General features: G+C 70.3%; 18 protein-coding genes. 10 read left to right on the top strand and 8 right to left on the bottom strand.

Annotated features, from left to right (window positions below; all coding sequences use genetic code 11):
* Nucleotides 1-11 precede the first annotated feature (11 nt).
* The 3 genes from nuoL to nuoN are packed head-to-tail and all read left to right on the top strand — an operon-like array spanning nucleotide 12 to nucleotide 5,010.
* Nucleotides 12-1,937: an NADH-quinone oxidoreductase subunit L gene (gene nuoL / locus KXC43_RS31405; protein WP_221379803.1), complete on the top strand. Its 1,926-nt coding sequence runs from the start codon at nucleotides 12-14 to the stop codon at nucleotides 1,935-1,937.
* Nucleotides 1,934-3,475, top strand: a complete 1,542-nt coding sequence (locus KXC43_RS31400) for an NADH-quinone oxidoreductase subunit M (RefSeq protein WP_221379802.1) — start codon at nucleotides 1,934-1,936, stop codon at nucleotides 3,473-3,475. Before nuoL ends, KXC43_RS31400 begins: the two co-directional genes overlap by 4 nt.
* Nucleotides 3,476-3,477: 2 nt before the next feature.
* Nucleotides 3,478-5,010: an NADH-quinone oxidoreductase subunit NuoN gene (gene nuoN, locus KXC43_RS31395; protein WP_221379801.1), complete on the top strand. Its 1,533-nt coding sequence runs from the start codon at nucleotides 3,478-3,480 to the stop codon at nucleotides 5,008-5,010.
* 311 nt (nucleotides 5,011-5,321) lie between these two features.
* Here the strand turns inward: nuoN and KXC43_RS31390 are convergent, their stop codons facing one another.
* Both KXC43_RS31390 and KXC43_RS31385 read right to left on the bottom strand, forming a co-directional pair.
* A complete protein-coding gene (locus KXC43_RS31390) occupies nucleotides 5,322-6,356 on the bottom strand; it encodes a polyprenyl synthetase family protein (RefSeq protein ID WP_221379800.1) in 1,035 nt (344 codons plus the stop codon).
* A 106-nt stretch (nucleotides 6,357-6,462) separates the two neighbouring features.
* Nucleotides 6,463-7,638 carry an MFS transporter gene (locus KXC43_RS31385; RefSeq protein WP_221379799.1) on the bottom strand — a complete coding sequence of 392 codons (1,176 nt, stop codon included), beginning with the start codon at nucleotides 7,636-7,638 and terminating at the stop codon, nucleotides 6,463-6,465.
* A gap of 152 nt (nucleotides 7,639-7,790) precedes the next feature.
* On the opposite strand from KXC43_RS31385, the gene KXC43_RS31380 reads away from it, so the two are divergent.
* Together KXC43_RS31380 and KXC43_RS31375 are read left to right on the top strand one after the other, a co-directional pair.
* On the top strand, nucleotides 7,791-8,585 hold the full coding sequence (locus KXC43_RS31380; RefSeq protein ID WP_221379798.1) for an IclR family transcriptional regulator: 795 nt from the start codon (nucleotides 7,791-7,793) through the stop codon (nucleotides 8,583-8,585).
* 146 nt (nucleotides 8,586-8,731) lie between these two features.
* Complete coding sequence (locus tag KXC43_RS31375; RefSeq protein ID WP_308129342.1) at nucleotides 8,732-9,418, top strand: anti-sigma factor family protein; 687 nt, start codon at nucleotides 8,732-8,734, stop codon at nucleotides 9,416-9,418.
* Nucleotides 9,419-9,433: 15 nt separating this feature from the next.
* Here the strand turns inward: KXC43_RS31375 and rarD are convergent, their stop codons facing one another.
* The 4 genes from rarD to eccE form a co-directional block, all read right to left on the bottom strand.
* Complete coding sequence (gene rarD / locus KXC43_RS31370) at nucleotides 9,434-10,375, bottom strand: EamA family transporter RarD (protein ID WP_221379796.1); 942 nt, start codon at nucleotides 10,373-10,375, stop codon at nucleotides 9,434-9,436.
* A gap of 51 nt (nucleotides 10,376-10,426) precedes the next feature.
* Nucleotides 10,427-10,978 (bottom strand): GNAT family N-acetyltransferase, encoded by a 552-nt coding sequence (locus KXC43_RS31365; protein WP_221379795.1) that lies wholly within the window; start codon nucleotides 10,976-10,978, stop codon nucleotides 10,427-10,429.
* Between the two features lie 206 nt (nucleotides 10,979-11,184).
* A complete protein-coding gene (locus KXC43_RS31360; RefSeq protein ID WP_221379794.1) occupies nucleotides 11,185-11,565 on the bottom strand; it encodes a phage holin family protein in 381 nt (126 codons plus the stop codon).
* Nucleotides 11,566-11,635: 70 nt separating this feature from the next.
* Entirely contained in the window at nucleotides 11,636-13,489 is a 1,854-nt protein-coding gene (eccE, locus tag KXC43_RS31355; RefSeq protein ID WP_221379793.1) for a type VII secretion protein EccE, read from the bottom strand.
* Nucleotides 13,490-13,795: 306 nt separating this feature from the next.
* Between eccE and KXC43_RS31350 the strand changes: the two genes are divergently transcribed.
* From KXC43_RS31350 to KXC43_RS31330, 4 genes are all read left to right on the top strand, one after another.
* Nucleotides 13,796-14,125, top strand: coding sequence for a WXG100 family type VII secretion target (locus tag KXC43_RS31350; RefSeq protein ID WP_308129341.1), 330 nt, complete (start codon nucleotides 13,796-13,798; stop codon nucleotides 14,123-14,125).
* Between the two features lie 15 nt (nucleotides 14,126-14,140).
* Nucleotides 14,141-14,437 carry a WXG100 family type VII secretion target gene (locus KXC43_RS31345; protein WP_221379792.1) on the top strand — a complete coding sequence of 99 codons (297 nt, stop codon included), beginning with the start codon at nucleotides 14,141-14,143 and terminating at the stop codon, nucleotides 14,435-14,437.
* A gap of 338 nt (nucleotides 14,438-14,775) precedes the next feature.
* Entirely contained in the window at nucleotides 14,776-18,150 is a 3,375-nt protein-coding gene (locus KXC43_RS51460) for an SseB family protein (protein ID WP_308129340.1), read from the top strand.
* Nucleotides 18,147-18,512: a UCP033725 family protein gene (locus KXC43_RS31330; protein ID WP_221379791.1), complete on the top strand. Its 366-nt coding sequence runs from the start codon at nucleotides 18,147-18,149 to the stop codon at nucleotides 18,510-18,512. The genes KXC43_RS51460 and KXC43_RS31330 overlap by 4 nt, the downstream gene beginning before the upstream one ends.
* Before the next feature lie 35 nt (nucleotides 18,513-18,547).
* On the opposite strand, the gene KXC43_RS31325 is transcribed toward KXC43_RS31330, so the two are convergent.
* On the bottom strand, nucleotides 18,548-19,471 hold the full coding sequence (locus KXC43_RS31325) for an alpha/beta fold hydrolase (protein ID WP_221379790.1): 924 nt from the start codon (nucleotides 19,469-19,471) through the stop codon (nucleotides 18,548-18,550).
* A gap of 138 nt (nucleotides 19,472-19,609) precedes the next feature.
* Complete coding sequence (gene acs, locus KXC43_RS31320) at nucleotides 19,610-21,595, bottom strand: acetate--CoA ligase (protein ID WP_221379789.1); 1,986 nt, start codon at nucleotides 21,593-21,595, stop codon at nucleotides 19,610-19,612.
* Between the two features lie 214 nt (nucleotides 21,596-21,809).
* Here acs and KXC43_RS31315 point away from each other — a divergent pair, with 214 nt between their 5' ends.
* On the top strand, nucleotides 21,810-22,541 hold the full coding sequence (locus KXC43_RS31315; RefSeq protein WP_308129339.1) for a Fic family protein: 732 nt from the start codon (nucleotides 21,810-21,812) through the stop codon (nucleotides 22,539-22,541).
* Nucleotides 22,542-22,596: the final 55 nt, after the last annotated feature.

The raw sequence follows: 22,596 nt of genomic DNA, 5'->3' as shown, positions 1-22,596 counted from the left end.
GGGGCCTTCACGTGGAACAGACAGTGGAGTACGCCCCCGCGTCGGGGGTGCTCAGCGGGATCTGGCTGCTCGTAGCCATTCCGCTGGCCAGCGCCGCTATCCTGCTGCTGCTCGGCAAGCGGGCCGACAAGTGGGGGCACTGGCTGGGCGTCCTTGCGGTGGCGGCCTCCTTCGTACTCGGGTTGGTCTTCTTCCTCAACCTGCGCGGGCTCGACGCGGAAGCGCGGTCGGCCCAGCTGAGCATGTGGGACTTCATCGCCGTCGGGAACCTGCACGTCGACTTCGGGCTGCTGTTCGACCCGCTGGCCGGCGTCTTCGTCCTGCTGATCACGGGCGTCGGCTCGCTGATCCACCTGTACGCGGTCGGCTACATGGAGCACGACCCGGGCCGGCGTAAGTTCTTCGGCTACTTCAACCTCTTCGTCGCGGCCATGTTGTTGCTCGTCCTCGGCAACAACTACGTGATGCTCTACTTCGGCTGGGAGGGCGTCGGTCTCGCGTCCTACCTGCTGATCTCGTTCTGGTACACGCGGCCCTCGGCGGCGACCGCGGGCAAGAAGGCGTTCCTGATGAACCGGGTCGGCGACGCCGGCCTGGCCATCGGCATCTTCGTCATGTTCGCGACGCTCGGCACCACCCAGTACGACGAGGTCTTCGGCAACGTCAGCGCCCTGTCGTCGACCACGGTGCTGGTCCTGGGCCTGCTGCTGCTGCTCGGCGCGGCCGGCAAGTCCGGTCAGTTCCCGCTGCACGCCTGGTTGCCCGACGCCATGGAGGGCCCGACCCCGGTCTCGGCCCTCATCCACGCGGCGACGATGGTCACCGCGGGCGTCTATCTGATCGCCCGTTCCAACGCCATCTTCACCGCCAACACGGTGCTGCAGACGGTCGTGGTCAGCGTGGGCGCGCTCACGCTGCTGATGGGCTGCATCATCGGCGCGGCCAAGGACGACATCAAGCGGGTGCTGGCCTGGTCCACCGTGAGCCAGATCGGCTACATGTTCCTCGGCGTCGGGCTCGGCGGCGGGGCGTACGCGCTGGCGATCATCCACCTGCTGGCGCACGGCTTCTTCAAGGCCAACATGTTCCTCGGCGCCGGCTCGGTCATGCACGGCATGCACGACCAGGTCGACATCCGGCGCTTCGGCGGCCTGCGCAAATACATGAAGTGGACCTGGCTCACCTTCATGATGGGCTGGCTCGCGATCATCGGCATCCCGCCGCTGTCCGGCTACTTCTCGAAGGAGCCGATCATCGCGGCGGCGTTCGAGCGCGGCGACTGGACCTCCTGGTTGTACGGCATGGCGGCGCTGCTCGGCGCGGGCCTCACCGCCTTCTACATGACGCGGCTGTTCGTGCTGACCTTCCACGGGCCCGAGCGGTACACCGAGGACAACAAGCATCCGCACGAGTCGCCGTACATCATGACCGTGCCCCTGGTGTTGCTGGCCCTCGGCTCGATCGGCGCCGGCTGGCTGATGTCCACCTCGGTGCCCGGCTGGCTCGAGCCGGTCTTCGGCGCGGAGGAGGCTCACCACGAGGCGGTCCTGTCGCACTCGCTGATCACCATCCTCAGCCTGGTGGTGACCGTGCTCGGCGCGGGTCTGGCCTGGGCGCTGTTCCGCAACGGGACGGCCCTGCAGGAGCAGCCGGCCGGTGTCGTGGTGACCGCGGCCCGCCGCAACCTCTACACCGACGCGATCAACGAGGCGGTGTTCGAGCGACCCGGCATCTACCTCACCCGGGCGCTGGTCTTCCTCGACAACAGGGGTGTCGACGGGCTGGTCAACGGCATCGCGGCCGGCATCGGCGGCACGTCCGGCCGGCTCCGCAGGCTGCAGACCGGCTTCGTACGGTCGTATGCCCTCTCGATGCTCACCGGTGCCGTTCTTGTCGTCGGCGCCTTCCTCGCGATCCAGCTTGGGTGGTTGGCGTGAACGACTTTCCGTTTTTGTCCATTCTGACGTTGCTGCCGCTCGTCGGCGCAGTCGTCGTGGCGCTCGTTCCGCGGCAGAAGGCCGAGCTGGCCAAGACCATCGCGTTCGGATGGTCGCTGGTCGTGCTCGTGCTGAGCATCTTCATGTGGATCGCCTTCAACGTGGGCGGCGACCGCTTCCAGTTCCGCGAGTCGTACGCCTGGATCCCGTCCTGGGACGCCCGGTTCACCTTCGCGGCCGACGGCATCGCGCTCGTCATGCTGATGCTGATCGCGATCCTGTTCCCGGTCGTGATCCTGGCCTCGTGGCACGACGTCGAGAAGAGCAACCGCTCGGCCCCGATCTACTTCTCGCTGCTGCTGGCCTTCGAGTTCACGATGATCGGCGTCTTCGCGGCCGCCGACATCTTCCTGTTCTACGTATTCTTCGAGGTCATGCTGATCCCGATGTACTTCATCATCGGGTCGTTCGGCGGGCAGCGACGCCAGTACGCGGCGGTCAAGTTCTTCCTCTACAGCCTGGTCGGCGGTCTGTTCATGCTGGCCGCGGTCATCGGGCTGTGGGTGGTCGGCGGTAACACGTTCGACTTCGGCAAGCTCGCCGAGGCGGCCACGTCGATCGACCAGAACACGGCCCGCTGGCTGTTCCTCGGCTTCTTCGTGGCGTTCGCGATCAAGGCCCCGTTCTTCCCGTTCCACACCTGGTTGCCGGATGCCGGTGGTGCGGCCCCGGCCGGCGCCGCCGCGCTGCTCGTCGGCGTGATGGACAAGGTGGGCACGTTCGGAATCCTGCGCTACTGCCTCTCGCTCTTCCCGGAGGCGTCCCGCTGGTTCGCGCCGGCGGCGCTGGTGCTCGGCGTGATCGGCATCATCTACGCCGCGCTGCTGGCGGTCGGCCAGAACGATCTGAAGCGCCTGGTGTCGTACACGTCGATCGCCCACTTCGGCTTCATCGGCATCGGCATCTTCGCCTTCACCACCCAGGCCGGCACGGGCTCGGTGCTCTACATGGTCAACCACGGCCTGGCGACCGGTCTGCTGTTCATCGTGGTCGGCATGTTCGTCGCCCGCCGCGGCTCCAACCTGATCAGCGACTTCGGCGGCGCCGGCAAGCTCGTCCCGGTGCTGGCCGGGGTGTTCTTCTTCGCCGGTCTGGCCTCGCTGGCGCTGCCCGGCACGGCCCCGTTCATCAGCGAGTTCCTGGTGCTGATCGGCACGTTCACGGTGCACCCGGCGTATGCGGTGGTGGCCACGACCGGCATCATCCTGGCCGCCGCCTACGTGCTCTGGATGGTGCAGCGCACCACGCAGGGCGAGCTCAATCCGGCCCTCGCCGAGGTGCCGGAGATGCGCAAGGACATCACGCTCCGCGAGAAGTTCGTGGTAGCCCCGTTGATCCTGCTCATCATCCTGCTCGGCTTCTATCCCAAGCCGGTCACCGATGTGATCAACCCCGCGGTCGAGGCGACCATGCAGGACGTCGGGGTGCAGGATCCGGGACCGACGGCGGTCGTCGCTAACGAAAGGGTGGCGCGCTAGCCATGGAGGACCTGAAACTACCCGGCATCGACTACGGCGCGCTGCTGCCGATGCTGATCCTCTTCGGGGCGGCGTGCGTCGGCATCCTGCTCGAGGTGTTCACGCCCCGCCGGTTGCGGCACGTGATCCAGCTGACGCTGGCGTTCCTGGCGGTCACGGCGTCGTTCATCGCGGTGATCGCTCAGCACGACACCCGCAAGATCACGATCGGCGGCGCGGTCGCGGTCGACGGGCCCACGCTGTTTTTGCAGGGCGCGATCCTGGCCCTCGGTCTGGTGTCGCTGATGTTGATCGGCGAGCGCTCGATCGAGCGGGGCGGCCCGTTCGTCTCGCAGGCCGCGATCACCGTGGGCTCGCAGAAGGACCTCAAGCAGGCGGGCGACCAGTCCGGTGCCACCGAGGTCTACCCGCTCACCATCTTCGCGCTCGGCGGCATGCTGCTCTTCGTCGCCGCGAACGACCTGCTCACCATGTTCATCGCGCTCGAGGTCTTCTCGCTGCCGCTGTACCTGCTGTGCGCGCTCGCCCGCCGGCGTCGCCTGCTCAGCCAGGAGGCCGCGCTCAAGTACTTCCTGCTCGGCTCGTACGCGTCGGCGTTCTTCCTGTTCGGCGTGGCCCTCATGTACGGCTTCTCGGGCGGCGTCGCGCTGGCCCAGGTGCACGCGGCGGTGGCCGACCCGCAGCGCAGCCAGGTGCTGCTCTACGGCGGCCTGGCCCTGATCGCGATCGGTCTGCTGTTCAAGGCGGCGCTGGCCCCGTTCCACGTGTGGACGCCGGACGTCTACCAGGGCGCGCCGACGCCGGTCACCGCGCTGATGGCGGCCTGCACCAAGGTCGCCGCGTTCGGTGCGCTGCTGCGGGTGCTCTACGTGGCCTTCGACGGGGTGCGCTGGGACTTCCAGCCTGTCCTGGGCACGATCGCGGTGCTCACCATGCTGGTCGGCGCGATCCTCGCGATCACGCAGACCGACATGAAGCGCCTGCTGGCCTACTCGTCGGTCGCCAACGCCGGCTATCTGCTGGTCGGTGTGCTCGCGCTCAACGAGAACGGCCTCAGCAGCACGATGTTCTACCTGGTGGCGTACGGCTTCTCGGTCCTCGCCGCCTTCGGCATCGTGACCCTGGTGCGGGACGCCGACGGTGAGGCCACCCACCTCGCCCGGTGGGCCGGTCTGGGGCGCAAGAGCCCGCTGGTCGCGGCCGCCTTCACGTTCATCCTGCTGGCGTTCGCCGGTATCCCGCTGACCAGCGGTTTCACGGCCAAGTTCGCGGTCTTCGGAGCGGCCATCGAGGGGGGCCAGACCTGGCTCGTCGTGTTCGGCGTGATCACCAGCATGCTGCTGGCCTTCCCGTACCTGCGGGTGGTCGTGCTGCTGTGGCTGTCGGAGCCCAACGAGTCGACGCCGACGGTGTCGATCCCGGGCTTCCTGACTTCGGCCGCACTGGTCATCGGGGTGGTCGCCACGATCGCCCTGGGCGTCGTGCCGGCCCCGCTGATCGACCTGACGAGAGACGCGGCGCAGTTCGTCCGCTGATTTCAGCTGTGCGTAAGGGCCTCGGCGATGGTGCCGGGGCCCTTTCTGTGGGCCGGCGCGATCGGCCAAGCCTCGCTCCGGCATCGGCTCGCGCGCCGTCCCGGTCCGGCGTGCGCACCGGCTCTTTGTGCTGCGGCAGCGTTTCTTATGACGCCCGCTCGGCATACGGGGCTGGTTCAGCTTGTGCGAGGCCGGCTCGGCGTACGGTGCTGGTTCAGCTTGTGCGGGGCTGGCTCGGCGTGCGGGGCTGGCTCAGCTTTGTGCGCGGCTGGCTCAGCTTGTGCGGGGCTGGCTCGGCGTGCGGGGTCGGCTCAGCTCGTACGGTCGGCGATGAAGTCGCAGAGGCCCTCGAGCGCGCTCCTGGCGTCACCCTGGGGCAGCGGGGCGAGCGCGGACCGCGCCTCCTCCGCGTAGGAGCGGACGGTCTCGCGGGCCTTCTTCATCGCGGCCGATTCGCGCAGCAGCGTCAGCGCCTCGGCGTGCAGGCCGTCGTCGGTGATCGGGCCGCCGGCCAGCAGCTCACGCAGCCGCACGGCCGACGCGTCGGTGTCGTCGCCGGCCAGTGCATAGAGCACCGGCAGCGTCGGGACGCCCTCGCGAAGGTCGGTGCCGGGAGTCTTGCCCGACTGCACCGACTCGGAGGCGATATCGAGCAGGTCGTCGGAGAGCTGGAACGCGATGCCGATCGTCTCGCCGTACGCCGCCAGGGCCTCGACGAACTCGGCCGGAGCACCCGAGAACATGCCGCCGAAGCGCGCCGAGGTGGCGATCAGCGAGGCCGTCTTCTCGGTGATGACGTGCAGGTAGTGCTCGATCGGATCGGTGCCGCGCGGACCCACCGTCTCGGCGATCTGGCCGTGCACCAGCCGCGCGAACGTCCGCGCCTGCAGGTGGACCGCCTCGGGGCCGAGCGAGGCCGCCAGGTCGGCCGCCTGGGCGAACAGGTAATCACCGACCAGGATCGCCACCGAGTTGCCCCAGCGGGCGTTGGCGCTGGGGGCGCCGCGCCGCTTGGGCGCCTCGTCCATGACGTCGTCGTGGTAGAGCGTGGCCAGGTGGGTCAGCTCGACCACGTTGGCGGCGGCGATGATGTCGGGCGCGGCCGGGTCGCCGAACTGGGCGCCGAGCGCCACCAGCATCGGGCGGAAACGCTTGCCGCCGGCGTCGGCGAGATGGCGCGCGGCCTCGGCCACCAGGGGGTCGGCGCTGGCCACGTTGGCCCGCAACGACTCCTCCACAGCGACCAGCATCGCCGACACCGACGCATCGACCGCGGGATCGATGTCGAGGCCGAGCGACGACAGCGTCATATCACCGGTGCTCACCACGCTTTCACGATGCCACATGGGTCTGGGCAGCACGGCCCCAGGGGTCGCGCCAGCAAGATCAACTTCAACTTCTGGCACGCGTACGCCCTCACCTGTGGATATCTCTTTACCGGCGCCGACCGGCTCAGGCTGTGGCCGCGTGCCGGCGCAAGAGGTGGCTGCCGAGCAGCATTGCCGCGGCCGCGCCCAGCATCGCCACGGCCGCGACCACCCACATCGTCGGATAGCCGGCGGCCGTGGCCAGCGTGCCCAGGCCGAGCGGCCCGATGCAGCCGCCCGCGTAGACCCCGGTCTGGGTGATCGACGTGGCGGCGGCGGGGGCCTGCGGGTGCAGCCGGACGACTGCGAAGTTCATCAGGCCCGGCCAGGCCCAGCCGAAACCGAAGCCCAGCACCACGCCGGCCACGAGCGCCGGGCTGCCGGGCACGGCGAGCAGGCTCAGCCCGATCGCTCCGGTCAGCAGCAGGCCGGAGATCATGGTGATGGCCCGGTCCGGCCGGCGGTCGGCCAGCCACCCGCCGAGAATGCGGGACGTGACGCAGACGGCGCTACCCAGCGTCAGGGCCAAGCCGGCCGGCCCCGGAGAAATACCGCGAGCGACGGCCGAGTCGACCAGGAACGTGCCGAGCGCGTTCGCCGCCGCTGCGGCCAGGGTGGCGCCGACGCCGATCACGATGAGCGCCCCGGTTGCCCGCTTCGCCGTTTTCGTCGACTTCGCCGAGGTCGCCGCGGGCTCGTTCGGAACCAGTGGGAGCGTGGCCGCGGCCAGTCCGGCGACGAAGACGAACGCCCACCGCCAGCCCAAGGTCAGCGCGACCACGGGAACGGCCGCGCCGGACAGCAGCGTCGCTACCGGGATGGCGGCCTGCTTGATGCCGAAGGAGAGACCCTGCCGCCGCGGCGGCACGTGCCGGGACAGCGCCGTATTGCTCGCCAGCTGCCCCATTGCGTTGGCCGCGGCGCCCAGCGCGAGGATCAGGATGAGACTCCACAGTGTATTCGCGAAGGCTGCTACGCCCAGCAACGAGGCGACGGCGAGGGCGATGCCGGCCCGCGACACGCGCGTCGCGCCGAACCGCTCGACCAGGTAACCGGCCGGCACCGAGGCGAGCGCGCTGGCGCCGAAGTAGGCCGAGACCGCCAGGCCGAGCCCGGCCGGCGAGAACCGGAGCTCGTCGCCGATCTGCACGGCGAGGCCACCGACGAGGAAGACCGGGACGCTGACAGCGATCGTCGTCGTCAGTGCGCCGATCGATGCTCGTAAGGCGCTGGTGGGCGCGTCCGGGGGCGAGTCGATCATCTCTCGCAGACTAGGCCGACAGAATGCATCCGAGCGCGCTGAGTGCTAATGACCACACGGGTCGTGTAAATCGACCGTGATCCACACGCTTTTGGCATTCCCTCGGAGGAAGATTATTCATATGGTGTAAGTCCCTGGCGTCGGAGGTAGCAGTGCGCGACCCCCTGGCGGAGCCGTCCGACCTGATTCGGAGCGTGTCACGTGCCCTGCGCGTGCTCGAGTCGGTTGGCCGGGCGCCCCGCGGACTCACCGTGAAGCAGATAGCGCGACGGTGCGAATTGACCGTCGCGACGACGTATCACCTTGTGCGCACCCTCGCCTACGAGGGCTACGTGATCCGCCGCGAGGACGGCACGTACATCGTGGGCCTGGAGATCGCCGACCGATACCGCGAGCTGGTCTCTGCCTTCCGCGGCCCGCCCGCCGTCGGCGAGGCGTTGCGGCGCGCCGCGCTCGACAGTGGCTACACCCACTATCTGGGCCGGTTCGTCGGCGGCCGCATAGCGATCACCGCGTCGGCCGAGGGCGCCCGGTCGCCGTTCGTCGACGACATGTCGCCCGGCTTCGACGAGGGCGGCCACGCCACGGCGCTCGGCAAGGCCCTGCTGGCGACGCTCACCCCCGATCAGCGGGCGCGCTACCTGCGCGACTACGGCATGCGGCAGTTCACGCCGGCCACGCTCACCACCCCCGAGGCGCTCGAGGCCGATCTCGCCGCGGGGGAGAGGCGCGGCATGCAGCTCGAGATGGGTCAGTTCCGGCAGGGTCTGGCCTGCGCTTCGGTGCTGGTGACTGCCGACCGCGACATCGAGCGGCGGCTCGTGCTGGCGTGCGCGCTGCCCGCCGCCGAGATGCTCACCTCGGCCCGGGTCGTGCGGGCCAAGTTGACCGCCGCCGCCCGCAATGTCGCCGAAGCCCTCTCGGCGGGGGAGTCGGCCACGGCCTGAGGCTCGATTCCGCCGGTCTGACGAGGGCGGCTAAGACTCCGTTGAACCTCTCGTTCGCCTCGCCCGTAGAACACCTTGCAGGCGGGCGATCAGCGGAGGGTGGTGACGGGGTGCACTGCGAGCACGAGCATGACGACGGAGCCTATGTGCTCGGCGCCTTGTCGCCGGCGGAGCGTGCGGCGTACGAGAGCCACCTGGCCACGTGCTCGTTCTGCCGAGAGGCGGTGGCCGACATCTCGGCGCTTCCCGACGTGCTGTCCCGGCTCGACGCCAAGGAGTTCGCCAAGCTGCTCGACCCCACGCTGACCAGCGGGGAGGGCCACCCCGGGGCCTCGCTGCGCGACTGGGCGACGAGCGAGTGGGCCACGCTGGCCCCCGATGCCAAGCGGCGGAAGAAGAAGCGCAAGGCTTTCAGCGTACGGGTGATGAGCACCGCCGCCGCGGCCGTGCTCGTGGCGCTGATCGGCGTCGGGCTCTTCGCATGGACCAGCGACAACGCCGCCCCGGCCGCACCGCCGGCCGGCCCTGCCATCGCGATGACATCGATCCAGAAATCGTCGCCGGTCACCGCTTCCGTGCGGCTGACCAGCACCGCCGGTGGCACCAAGGTCGATCTGGTCTGTTCCTACAGCAGCGCGGCATCCCGTCCCTACACCTTCCGCCTGGTTGCGTACGGGCCCGACGAGCAGTCGGAACAGCTCGGCTCCTGGCAAGCGGCGCCCGGCGCGGAGTTCACGATGCCCGCCGTCACCCATTTCGGCCCGGGCAGCCTGTCCCGGCTCGAGTTGGTGCAGTTCGACGGAAAGGCGCTGCTCGCCTACGACGTCCCCTGATCCTCTGATTCCGGGTCAGCGGGGTGGCAGGGTGGTGGCCGGTTCGACGGTGGCGGCCGTCGGGCCGGCCACCGTCTGCTCGGCACGGGCGCGGCGGCGCAGGGCGTCGAACGTGAAGATGATCAGCGCCACCCACACGAGGGCGAAGCCGGCGAGGCGGGCCGGTGGCATCGGCTCGTGGTAGATGAGCAGCCCGACGGCGAGCTGGAGGATCGGCGCCACGTACTGCAGGATGCCGATGCCCACCATGGGCACCCGGTTGGCCGCGGCCGCGAACAGCAGCAGCGGCAGCGCGGTGGCCAGCCCTGAAAAGATCATGAGCAGGGTGTGGGTGACCGACACGTTCCCGAACTTCGCGTCGCCCGACACGGTGAGCCAGCCGACGAAGACGAGCGCGGGCAACGCCAGCACGGACGACTCGACGAAGAGGCCCTCGGCCGGCGGTAGCGACATGCGCTTCTTCACCAGACTGTAGCTGCCGAAGCTGGCCGCCAGCACCAGGGCGATGTACGGCAGGTGCCCGTAGTCGATGGTCAGCACGACCACGGCGACGGCGCCGACCCCGACGGCGACCCACTGCAGGACGCGAAGACGCTCACGCTGCACGGTCACGCCGAGCAGCACGATGACCAGCGGGGTGATGAAGTAGCCGAGCGCCGTCTCGACAACCCGCGACGAGTTGACGCCGTAGATGTAGGTGCCCCAGTTGACGGCGATCAGCACCGCCGCCAGGCCGAGGCCGCCCAGCAGCTTGGGACTGCGGGCGAGGCGCTGGAGAAACCGCCAGTTACGGACGACCGCGAGCAGCAAACTGACGAACACGACCGACCAGATGACCCGGTGGGCCAGGATCTCGAACGGCGACGCGGGCTGAAGATGCTTGAAGTAGATCGGGAAGAATCCCCACAACACGTACGCCGCGAGGCCGTAGAGATATCCGCGTCGTTCGTCGCTCATGCCCTCACCGTAAGGCCTCCCCGGCCTACCGGTCCTTGCGTATGGCTGACCTCACGACCGCGCCCCACGCCGTTCCCCGACCGCGCCGCGCAGGTCAGGCTGCTCGCCGGCCGATCCATGCCGGTCGGGCTGCTCGCCGGCGGTGGCCGGCGGATCGGCCTGCTCGCTGATTAGGGTGCGGAGGTCGCATTGCATCCACATGCCGGGCTCGACATCGGTGAAGCCGTGCCGGGCGTACACGGCATGCGCGTCCTTGGTGACCAGCACGAAGCGCGTCAGCCCGAGGCTCGCGTAGTGGTCGCGGAGGTGCTTCACGAGCCAGCCGCCCAGCCCGCGCCCGCGGTGCGCCGGGTCGACATAGACGTCGCACAGATAGGCGAAGACCGCCCCGTCGGTGACAACCCGCGCGATCGCCACCTGCCCGCCGCCGCGCTCATAGATCCCGTACGGCTGTGATCCAGCCAGAGCCGCCCGCATCTGCTCGAGCGGGCGGCCCAGGGCCCAGTACGCGTCGGTCGAGATCCACCGGTGCACCCGGGGAAGGTTGATCCGCTCCCGGTCGGAGCTCAGTTCGTATCCGTCATCGCGAAGTTCGTGCAGCACGCGCCAGATTCAAACGCTGCCCAAGCCACGCCGCCAGCCCTTTCCCATCGCGCAGGCGGCAGCTCCGTTCATCCCGCGTGCCGACCTCGAGGTTCTCGGTCGCTCGCAGCGGCCGCGCTCGAAGTCCAATGCGCCAGCCCGCTGACCGGCGCCGGGATCCGGCGCGGCCGGATCGTCACCGCGCTCGCGCCGACGGGGCCCGACGGTCAGTCGTCGCCGTCGGGGACGAGCATGTTGAGCAGCCAGCTCACGACGCCGACCAGCAGGGCGCCCAGCACCGCGCTGGGCCAGAAGTCGTCGACGTGGAAGGGCAGGTCGAACTGGCCGGCGATCCAGCTGGTCAGCAGGAACAGCGCGCCGTTGACGACGAGCGCGATGAGGCCGAGCGTGAGCACGTAGAACCCGCACCCCACGACCTTGATGATCGGGCGCAGAATCGCGTTGATCACGCCGAAGATGACCGCGACGATCAGCAGCGTGATGATCTTTTCCGACACGGAGTCGGTCGTCAGCTCGATGCCGTCGATCAGAACGGTGGCCAGCCACAACGAGAACGCCGTGATCAGAAGCCGGATGATGAGGCCCATGGCCCCGAATGGTGCCACGATCATGCAAGGACCGGCCGCGACACTCCCTGATCCCGTCAATGTTTCCCGGTCAGCGGCCCGGCGGCCCGATCAGTTGCACCTCGATTGGAGTGTGGGCCAGGGCCGCCCACCGGACAGCGCGCCGGTTGACCACGCCGACCATGTCGGGACGGATCCTGGTCATCCACTGAGCGACCTCGCCCAGCCCGAGCGCCCCGCCGACGAGGGTGGCCTCCTCGGGCCGTAGGGGCTGGAGGATCAACAGGTCGGCCCGGGACGCCACGTCGACGTCGGCGGCCGAGAACTCGTCGCGGACGACCAGGGTGGCCTGCCAGCCGTCGCCGGCCCGGTTGTCGGCGCCCACCGGCCCGATGTCGACCACTATGAGCAACGGGTGCAGGGCCGAGCCGGGCGCGATCTCGATCGGGCGGCCCGGCGGCACCACGGCGATCGACTCGCCCGGGACGGCCGCGCCGCGTACAAACGGTTCCCAGGCCTGTGGCCGCGCGGTCTGCACGACCACTCGGGCGCCCAGGGCCATGGCGCGCAGGGCGATCAACTGGGCGCAGCGGACGCCGCCCACCACCAGCGCCCGGGTCTGCTCGGGCCGGAAGAGCCGGGTCACCACCGGATTGCCGTGCCGGTTGCGCCCGAGCATCAGGCCGGACAGCCCGGCCTGCAGCTGGAGGCCCTCCAACTGCTCGGCCGGCTGCACATCGTCGAGGGCCACGCCGGGGATGCCGCTGGGCCGGCCACCGAGCGGGAGCGTCGCGAATAGGCCGTGGGCGTGTTCGCCGTCGAGCCGCTGAGCGCCGGCGTGCTCGGCCGACAGCAGCTTGCGGAGCGCCTGGGCCGCCGAGCCGAGAGAGCTTGGATCGGGAGCGGCCAGCCGGACGGTGACGTCGATCGGGATGGGGCCGTGAGCCGCCTGCGGACCGGCGGTCAGCGACACCGTCGTGGCGGCCGACGGCAGGGTCAGCATGCGCGACACCAGCCGCCGGGACGTCTCGACCCGCATGTCGGGCCAGCGCCGAAGCCGGAACGTGGCCTGGGCCAGCCCGCCGACCTGCAGGCCGGGCCACGACTCTTGTGCCGAGCCGGCGCCGTCGTCATGCGCCAGTTCCGCGATGACCCGCAGCGCGGCCGCCTCGCCCAGCGGCCGGGCGGGCACCGCGGCGAGCCGGCGCACCAGCTTTCGCACCAGGCCGGAGAGCGCGCGCCGCGACTCGTCCTCGGACCAGCCCTCGGAGCGCAGCACCCGCACGGCCAGCAGCGCGCGGCTGTGACCGAGCAGGCGACCCTCGGTGAGCTGACGGTAGGAGTTGGCCGGCGTGCCCGCCCCGGCCCGCAGCGCGGGCGCCGGCGCGCCGGTCAGCAGCAGCTGGATCAGCACGGGTGGCACCTCGGCCTCGGCCGACGGCAACAGGCTGGCCGGCGAAGGGAGGTCGGGCGCCGCCTCGGCGAGCAACCCGGCCGGGTCGCCCAGCTCGAGAACCGCGGTGAGGCCGTGCGCGTCGATGAGGACGGCCGCCGGGTCGCCGGCCAGATCGGTCTGCTCGACCCGCGCGCCGGGCGCGAGGAACTGGAGCAGCGCCGTCGGCCCGGTGTCGAGCGGGGCGGAACGGCGCCGGCCGCCGAAGCGCAGACCGACCCCCAGCCACTCGAACGCCCAGCGGCCACGCAACCGGAACCACGTGAGGGCGAGCACGGCCAGCGCGAGCACTCCACCCGCCACCAGCCCGATCGGGCCGTTGACGGCGCCGATGGCGATCGCGACCGCGGCGACCTGGGTGGCGACCAGCTGACCGACCCGCAGGCCGAACAACCGTCCACGTCGGAGCGGTCTGCTGTTGACCTTGAGTGACGGCTTCGCCGGACCGGAGAGCTCGCGGTAATCCCGGTCGCCTGCCACGCCAACCGTCACGACACACCGCCCCTCGCCCGCATCCGTCCTCGTGCGGGGCCCATCGTATGGGCTGCGGTCACTCTGCGGGGATGCCCTGTGGACAACCCGAAGTTATCCACAACCCCGGATTCACGCTTCCGGGGGTTGACGACTTTCGCTACGGTCGGCAACGTCATGCAAGAGTGATCGGCCGCTCACGGCCCGCCCCCCGCGGCTTGTGGACAGGGGTTAGCCTGGTGGCCAGCGTCGATATGTCGAGGGCGGTGCTCACCGTCCGTCCACAACGGATCATGGCATGGTCGGCGACCCGAACGAGGAAGCGGGGTGACATCCGGGGTGGCCGGAACGCAAGCTGAATCCCAGGTGATGGCGGATACCGCCGTCAAATTCGACCAGGTCAACGAGCAGCTCCAGACGATGCTGAGCACGCTCATGAACGAGCTGTCGACGCTCAGCAGCACGTGGAAGGGTCTTGGCGCGGCGGCATTCGAGCAGGTCAAGGTCCAGTACGCGCAGGATCTGAAGAGCCTCAACTCGGCTCTCGCCCAGACTGCCGAATCGATCAAGCAATCGGGCACCGGCTACGACGCGACCGACACCGAGGCTGCCAGCCGGGTGGCCAACACCGGCGGCAACTTCCAGCTGCCGCTCTGACCGGGGGGAGAAGACATGCCTAACGACGGAGTGCTCCTCGTCAATTTCGGCGCCCTGCAGCAGGCGGGCTCCGACATCCAGAAGGCGATCAGCACGCTTCAGTCGCAGATCGACCAGCTCGAGCGCGATGCCGCTCCACTGGTCGCGACCTGGGACGGCGAGGCGCAGCAGGCCTACCAGCAGCGCCAGGCGACCTGGCGCGCGGCCTCACAAGACCTGACGAGCATCCTGCAGAACATCAAGGGCGCTGTCGCCCAGTCCGTCGACGACTACGTCAGCACCGAGAAGCAGGCGACCGCCCGCTTCCAGTAAGTCCTGACCGAACGGCCGGACCAGTCCGCAGGGATTGTGCCGGCCGTTTTGCCTGCCCCGATGGGCCGAGAGTCCCGTATATCCCGTTGGTCCGTTCTTGCGAAGCTTGTTGTCCCTCGAACGCGTACTGGTCCTAGTGGCCGACATCGCTACGATCGGTTGTTGTTTGATCGCTTCACGCGACCGAAAAGGGCGCTCCTCAGGGCTTCTGGGCGCTTACGAAGGGCCTCTCGCCGACAACTTGCACGTCTGCATACCGCCGCCCATTGTGATCGCGGGCTGACCTTGTAGGTTGTACGCGTTGAGATGGGCCCGTCGCGCGGTGGGGAGAGGTGGACGTGTCCGAGTGGGAGCCGGCTACGGACGCCGAGGTCGCTATGCGCGATGCTTTGCGCACCGACGACCAGGAGTCTTACTTCCGCATTTTGTCTGGCGTTGACCTGCTGCTACCGGTCTCGGCCGATGCGCTGGCCGGTCTGGCGCCACTCGGCTGGGGCACCTGGAGCACGGGCGGCCGCACCCACGTGCTGGCCTTCACGTCGACCGCTTCGTTGCAGTCCTGCCTGGCCGACTACACCGGCTCGGCCCGGCGGGTTCCCTATGCGGAACTCGCCAACACCTGGCCCAACCTCGAATGGTGGCTGGCGGTCAACCCCGGCCTGCCGATCGAGGGCTACCTGCCGGCCTGGTTCGTGGCCCAACTGTCCCGCGGCGATCTGCGTCTGCCCACCCGCGGTCCGGGCCGCGCCGACTCGGTGGCCGCCTCCAGCAAGATTCAGGATCTCCAGTCGGCCGCTTTGGCCGCCAACGCCGTGGCCGCCCGTCAGGACGAGTCCGGCCGCCCCGGCGGCCCGACCCACGAGGGCACCCCCCTCACGGCAGCCACCGGCTCGTACCCGCAATACCCGTCCGGAACGTACGGCCAGCAGGCCTCCCCTTACGGCCAGCAGCCTGCGGCCGCGGCGCCTTACGGCCAGCAGGGCCCGGCCGCGGCGCCTTACGGCCAGCAGACTCCAGTCCCCGCGCCGTACGGTCAGCAGTCTCCGGCGGCCGCGTCTTACGGTCAGCAGGCTCCGGCTTCACCCGCGCCGTACGGTCAGCAGTCTCCGGCTTCGCCAGCGCCTTATGGCCAGCAGGCTCCGGCTTCACCCGCGCCGTACGGTCAGCAGTCTCCGGCTTCGCCAGCGCCTTATGGCCAGCAGGCCCCGGATTCATCCGCGCCGGCGGTTTACGGCCAGCAGGCTCCGGCCGCGCCCGCGGCCTACGGCCAGGCCGCCGCGAATACCTACGGTGGCGCGTACGTCCAGCCCGCGGGTCAGCCGCCCGCTGACACGCTGCCAGCCCGTACTCCGGCGGCACCCGACAGCCTGCCCGCGCGCACACCGCCGGCCGCTGAAGGGCTCGCCGCCCGTACACCGTCCGGCCCCGGCGGCCTGCCGATCCGCACCCCCTCGGCCGCGGACGCCCTACCCTCCCGGACGACGCCCTCGGCGACGGATGCTCTTCCCGCCCGTACGCCGTCGATCGCCGATGCACTGCCGACCCGGTCGCCCTCGGCCGCCGGTGGCCTGCCGACCCGGACGCCGTCGGCTGCGGACGCCTTGCCGGCACGCATGCCGTCGTCCACCGACGGTCTGCCCGCTCGGTCGCCGTCGCCCGTCTACGGCCAGCCCACGGCGAACACTCCGGCCAGCGCTCCGCCGGCCAGCAACCGCCCCGCGAGCGCCCCGCCCGCGCCGTACGGCCGCCCCGCGAGTGCGCCGCCCGCGTACGGTCAGCCCGCGAGTGCGCCGCCCGCGTACGGTCAGCCCGCGAGTGCGCCGCCCGCGTACGGTCAGCCCGCGAGCGCGCCCCCGGCGTACGGTCAGCCCACCAGTCCGGCCTCGCCCGGCCGCCCGGACGGATTCGGGCAGCCTCAGCCCGTCCCGGAGCCGACCGGCCCCGGCGGCCTCCCGCTCCGTACGCCCGGAACCGCCATGCCCAACGGCACGCCGAACGGCCTACCGGTTCGCAGCCCGGGCGCAACTCCGGCCTCCGGCCCGGCCGTGCCCGCCGCCTACCAGCCGCCGTCTCCGGTCGCGGTCCCGCCGGCCTACCAGACGCCGTCGGTGCCGCCCGTGTCGTCGGCGCCGCCGATGAGCACGCGCCCGTCTGCCACCCCCGGCGAGGACCCGCGTGGCGCTCTCCAGGCGCCGAGCGGCCCGCTGCCGGTTCGCACTCCGATGGCGCAGACGCCTCCGGTGCCCGAGCACATCACGCCGCACAACCCCGATGAGACGCCGTTCAACCCGAGTTGGTCGAGCGCGACCGGCGCTCCCTCCGGCGCACTCGGCGACCTGCCGCGCCGCCAGCCGGCCGAGGGCCGCCAGCCCACGGGCTTCCCGCAGGGCCCGGCCTCTCCGCAGGCGGCCGCCGCCCAGCACACGCCGCCGCCCGCGATGCCACCTATCTCGGCGCCCCCGGCTCCGGCCGCCTCAGCTCCGGCGCCCGCTTCGCCGCCCATGCAGGCTCAGCCGAGCCCGGGCTTCGGCACCCCGCTGCCACGCCGCCAGGCGACCTCGGCGGCCGAGCGTCCGGGCCTGACGTCGTTCCCGGCGTTCCAGACCCGCTCCGAGGCCTCTTCGCAGTCGATGGCCCCGCCGGTGATCCCCGGTTCGCCCGGCAACGACCGCCCGGCCCGGCCCGGCGGTCAGGGTGGGTTCGAGGCGCTCCCGCCGCTCGAGACCCGGGCCGCTCCTGCGCCGCCCCCGCCGGTCGACGACTTCGTCCCGGCCAACGACGTCGAGCGGGATCTGTTCGACGCTGCCGGCGGCCACAGCACCGACGCCTACCTGTCCACGCTGCTGCTCGCGACCGTCCTCGTGCCGGTGGCCAACCACTCGCGCCCCGGCAGCTCGCCCGGCGAGTCGGGCTTCGCGTTCCGCACCGAGCAGGTTGACGGCGAGACGTTCCTGGTCGTCTTCACGAGCAAGGACAGGCTGGCCGAGCACTACTCGGAGCCGACCCGCACGGTCGGGGTCCGGTTCTACGAGCTGATCCGCAACTGGCCCGACCCGGCCTGGTCGTTCGCGGTCAACCCGGACGGCCCGATCGGTGCCAAGTACCCCGGCCCGCAGGTCATCGCCCTGGCCAGCTGGGCCGCGGAATCCGGTTTGGGCCTCGACCCGGAGAACCCGGCCGACGACGCCGTCCCGGTGCCCGCGCCCGAGCCGGCCAGCGACGACGCGCAGCACGCCACGGTCATGCAGAAGACGCTCCCGCCGGAGCAGGTCGACTACTACCTGGAGCGCGGTTACGACCGCGTGGCCGGATTCGTCCACCGGGCGACCGAGGTGGAACATCTCCGTACGCCCGCGGAACTTCTCGGCGCTCTGGGCTTGAGCTACGACGGCTCGCCGCACCAGGCGGACGCCAAGGAGGCGTACGTCCTGCGCTGGCCCGCATACCGTCCGAGCCTCTACCGGATTCCCTACGGCGGCCAGAACGAACAGGCGTTGAAGGCGATGGACGGCTGGGTGATCGAGCGTTCGCCGTTCCGCGGCAACGGTTTCGCGCCCGGCGAGGGCCGCGACGTCATCGCCGAGTTCAAGGTGGACAGTGTGCGCCTGCCGCACGGCGCTCAGCTGTGGCGGATGGACGCCGACGGCGCGGAGCGCATGGTCGCCATCTTCGACAACGACGGCCCGACGTGGCGCCGGGTGGGTGAGCAGTGATGCGGGACGGCTACGTGGTAGCCTGGCAGGGGCGGGAATACGACGCCTCGCCCGACGGCGACAACGTCCGGATCTATCACACCGATCCGGCCGACGGCTTCGACGAGGTGCGCCCCGGCCGCTACGTGCGGGTGCTGACGCCCGAGGAGTACGACGAGCTGATCTACGTACGCACCACGTGCACCTGGCGCGGGGCGCCGTTCATCGTGCTCGCCGAGGCCAATTCCTGGCTGCGGGTGGAGTACGCGGGCGGCCGCGCCCCGATCGCCCGCCAGCTCGGCCTCGAAGAGTTCGACTTCGGCGTCTATCAGGGCTGGGCGCCCCTGCACGAGGTCTCCGACCTCAGCGAGCAGCGCATCTAGCTCGTACGGCCCTCAGCTGGTCTCTCGTACGGTCATCAGTTGGTCTTGAGCCAGCGGAGCACCTCGCCGGTGACCACGTCGGTGGCCTCCTGGTGCAGGAAGTGGCCGGCCTCGGGGATCAGCCGCCATTCGTACGGTGCGAGAACGTAACGCCCTGAGCCCTGAGCCGTGCGGGGGAGCGTGGCGGTGTCGAGTTCACCGTGCAGTTGCAGGGTGGGCGTGATCAACGGGCGTTGCATGAGTTTCACGAAGCGGTAGCCCTGCAGGCGGAGCGCACTGCGGAACACCCAGCGGTAGGCCTCGAGGGCGCAGAACGCCGCCTGCGGTATCTGCATGGCTTCGCGGCAGCGGGCCACGTAGTCGGCGAACTCCGGCGTTTCCCTCCACTGAGGACTGGTCCAGCGGGTCATCAGCTCGCCCACCAGCGCCGCGTCGTCGCGGGTCAGAACGTGTTCGTAGCGCGGCACCTGGAACCGCAGCGCGCTGGACGAGGCCGCGAACTGGCCGCGGGGGTCGGCGAAGAGCGCTGCCCGTAGCCGCAACGGATGGGCCGCACCCAGCACGACGAGCCGGTTGACCAGCTTCGGGTGGAACGCGGCCGCGGCCCAGCCGATCATGCCGCCCGCACCGGCGCCGACGATGGTCGCGTTCCGCTCGCCGAGCGCCCGGATCAGCCCGGTGACGTCGGCCGCCATGGTGTAGCCGTCGTAGCCCCGCGGCGGTTTGTCGCTCGCGCCGTAGCCGCGCAGGTCGATGGCGACCGCCCGGAATCCCGCGTCGGCGATGCGGGGCAGGATGTCGTGCCAGGCCCACCAGAACTCGGGAAAGCCGTGCAGGAACAACACGAGCGGCCCGGTGCCGGCCTCGACGACATGGAACCGGCTGCCGTTCGCGCCGACGAAGCGATGGGTCCACGGCCCGTCCACCAGCACGCACGACTCGTCAACCCGACCGCCCATACCCTCAGCGTAGGCGCTGGACGCGAGCCGGTCCGAGTGTGCCTGGTTACTTCGGGTCGATGGAACGCGGACGAGGGTGGCGGGCTTGCCGCTGCGCGGCGTCTCCTCACCTAAGAAGAGACGCCGCGACGGCCAGGGTCAGTCCTCGGATTTGCCCGTCTTCATGCCGGCGGAGATCAGGTCCATCACCGCGGAGTCCTGCAGCGTCGTGACGTCGCCCAGCGAGCGGCGCTCGGCGACGTCCTTGAGCAGCCGCCGCATGATCTTTCCGGAGCGGGTCTTCGGCAGCTCGGGCACGAGCATGATCTGACGGGGCTTGGCGATCGGCCCGAGCGTCTTGGCCACGTGGTTGCGCAGGTCGACGGTGAGCTGGTCACCCACGTCGCCCTCGGTGTCCACGTTTCCACGCGGGATCACGAACGCCACGATCGCCTGGCCGGTGGTCGGGTCGGTCGCGCCGACCACGGCCGCCTCGGCCACCGACGGGTGCGAGACCAGCGCCGACTCGACCTCGGTGGTCGAGATGTTGTGGCCCGACACGAGCATCACGTCGTCGACTCGGCCGAGCAGCCAGAGCGCGCCGTCATCGTCCTTCTTGGCGCCGTCACCGGCGAAGTAGATCCATTCGTCGCCCGTGCCCGCGCCGGCGCCGAAGCGCGACCAGTACGTGTCGAGGAACCGCTTGTCGTCGCCCCAGATGGTGCGCAGCATCGACGGCCACGGGTCGCGCAGCACCAGGAAGCCGCCGCCGCCGTTCGGCACCGACTGCGCCTGGTCGTCGACCACGTCGGCGGTGATGCCGGGCAGCGGGGTCATGGCCGAGCCGGGCTTGGTCGCGGTCACACCGGGCAGCGGCGAGATCATGACGCCACCGGTCTCGGTCTGCCACCAGGTGTCCACAATGGGGGTCCGGTTGCGGCCGATGTTCTCCCGGTACCACATCCAGGCCTCGGGGTTGATCGGCTCGCCGACGCTGCCGAGCACCCGCAGCGACGACAGGTCGAAGCCGGCGGGGATGTCGTCGCCCCACTTCATCATCGTGCGGATCAGCGTCGGTGCGGTGTAGAGGATCGACACCTTGTACTTGTCGACGATCTGCCAGAACCGGTCGCGGCCCGGGGTGTCGGGCGTGCCCTCGTACATCACCTGGGTAGCGCCGTTGGAGAGCGGGCCGTAGACGATGTAGGAGTGGCCGGTGACCCAGCCGATGTCGGCCGTGCACCAGTAGACGTCGGTGTCGGGCTTGAGGTCGAAGACCGCGTTGTGCGTGTACGACACCTGGGTGAGGTAGCCGCCGGTGGTGTGCAGGATGCCCTTCGGCTTACCGGTCGTGCCCGAGGTGTAGAGGATGAACAGCGGGTGCTCGGCGTCGAACGCCTGCGCCTTGTGCTCGGGACTGGCCTGCTCGACGGTCTCGTGCCACCACTTGTCCTTGTCGGTCCACGCCACGTCCTGCCCGGTGCGGCGCACGACGAGCACGTTCTCGATGCTCGGGCATTCCGCGACCGCCTCGTCGACGGTGGGCTTGAGCGCCGACGGCTTGCCGCGCCGATACCCGCCGTCGGCGGTGATGACGAGCTTGGCGTCCGCATCCTGGATGCGGGTCGAGAGCGCGGAGACCGAGAATCCGCCGAAGACGACGCTGTGGGTCGCGCCGACCCGGGCGCAGGCCAGCATCGCGACCGCCGCCTCGGGAATCATCGGCATGTAGATCGCGACCCGGTCGCCGGCGCCGACCCCGAGGTCGGTCAGCGTGTTGGCGGCCTGGCTGACCAGCTTGAGGAGTTCGGCGTACGTGATGGTGCGGGTGTCGCCCGGCTCGCCCTCCCAGTGGATGGCGACCCTGTCGCCCCGGCCGGCCTCGACGTGCCGGTCGACGCAGTTGTAGGCGATGTTGAGCTCGCCGCCGACGAACCACTTCGCGAACGGCGGATTCGACCAGTCGAGCACCTGGTCCCACTTCTTGGCCCAGGTGAGCCGGTCGGCCTGCGTCGCCCAGAACGCCAGGCGGTCGCCGGCTGCTTCCTCGTACGCGTCCGCCTTCACATTGGCGGCCGCGGCCAGCGCTTCGGGCGGCGGGAACTGTCGGCTCTCCGATGACAAGTTCGCCAATGTCTCGCTCATGAGGGCGGCTCCTCTTTCACTGCTGACCCGGGCTTCTTCGTTGCACACTAGTTGCGCCGGTGGGTACCGGCGACACCTGTGGATAACTGCGCGCCAGATGGCGTCGTGGTCGCGCCGGATGACCAGCAGGTGCTTGTTACTGCGCGAATCTTGCCATTTGTGAGCCTGTTTGCGCACCCCATGTTTCGCCCGGTTTACCGGCTACCGTGTTCCCGTGGATCCGCTAGCGCCCCTTCTCGATCTTGCTGACGTCGCGCCCGCGCTCACCGGCGCCCGCGACCGCGTCGACGCCGCCATGCGCCACCGCGCTCTACGCCGGCACGGTGGCCAGGTCGCGGCCGAGGCGAGTCTGCGAGCGGCCGTGGCCAGTGCCGCGCTCGAGGGCAACGTCCACGAGCTCGACGACGTACGGGCCGGAACGGTCACCGATCCGGTAGTGCAGGGCGCGTTGCGGGTCGCCGAGGGCGCCGGCGGCCTGGTCGACCTCTGGCCCCGCGCGCCCCGTCAGGTGCTCGCCAAGCTGCACGTGCTCGCCGCGCGGGGCGCCGTGCCGTCGTCGGACCTGGGGCGGCTCACCGGGGACGCCGACCGCATCGACATGCTGGCCGGTCTGGTCGCGGGCAACGACCGTACGCCCCCGCTGCTGCTCGCCGCGATCGTGCACGCCGAGCTTCTGACGCTGCGGCCGTTCGCCGGCCCGGCCGGCGTCGTCGCCCGGGCGGCGGCCCGGCTCACCATGATCAGCCGCGGGCTCGACCCGCGGGGCCTGGTCGCGGTCGAGGTCGGGCATCAGGTGCGCGAGCCGGAGTACGTGGGCTCGGCCGGCGCCTATGCCACCGGCACGCCCGACGGGGTCCGCTCCTGGCTGCGTCACTACGCTGCCGCGGTGACCGTCGCCGCCGATGAGATCACCAAGATCGGGGACGACGTGCTGGCGACGGTATGACGGGTCGTCGGACTGTGTGTATGTGCGAACAGCACAATCCGTGATCAGGGGTTTC

Origin of the sequence: Paractinoplanes polyasparticus, from assembly GCF_019710575.1 — a bacterium.
Classification (GTDB): domain Bacteria; phylum Actinomycetota; class Actinomycetes; order Mycobacteriales; family Micromonosporaceae; genus Actinoplanes; species Actinoplanes polyasparticus.
The sequence above is the reverse complement of the archived record's forward strand: the minus strand, read 5'-3'. Positions and strand labels throughout refer to the sequence as shown.

Excerpts from the sequence above, each read along its gene's own strand:
- KXC43_RS31385 (WP_221379799.1), bottom strand. The coding sequence starts at position 7,638 with ATGATCGACTCGCCCCCGGACGCGCCCACCAGCGCCTTACGAGCATCG.
- acs (WP_221379789.1), bottom strand. The coding sequence starts at position 21,595 with ATGAGCGAGACATTGGCGAACTTGTCATCGGAGAGCCGACAGTTCCCG.
- KXC43_RS31390 (WP_221379800.1), bottom strand. The coding sequence starts at position 6,356 with ATGTGGCATCGTGAAAGCGTGGTGAGCACCGGTGATATGACGCTGTCG.
- rarD (WP_221379796.1), bottom strand. The coding sequence starts at position 10,375 with ATGAGCGACGAACGACGCGGATATCTCTACGGCCTCGCGGCGTACGTG.
- KXC43_RS31325 (WP_221379790.1), bottom strand. The coding sequence starts at position 19,471 with ATGGGCGGTCGGGTTGACGAGTCGTGCGTGCTGGTGGACGGGCCGTGG.
- KXC43_RS31345 (WP_221379792.1), top strand. The coding sequence starts at position 14,141 with ATGCCTAACGACGGAGTGCTCCTCGTCAATTTCGGCGCCCTGCAGCAG.
- KXC43_RS31360 (WP_221379794.1), bottom strand. The coding sequence starts at position 11,565 with ATGGGCCTCATCATCCGGCTTCTGATCACGGCGTTCTCGTTGTGGCTG.
- nuoN (WP_221379801.1), top strand. The coding sequence starts at position 3,478 with ATGGAGGACCTGAAACTACCCGGCATCGACTACGGCGCGCTGCTGCCG.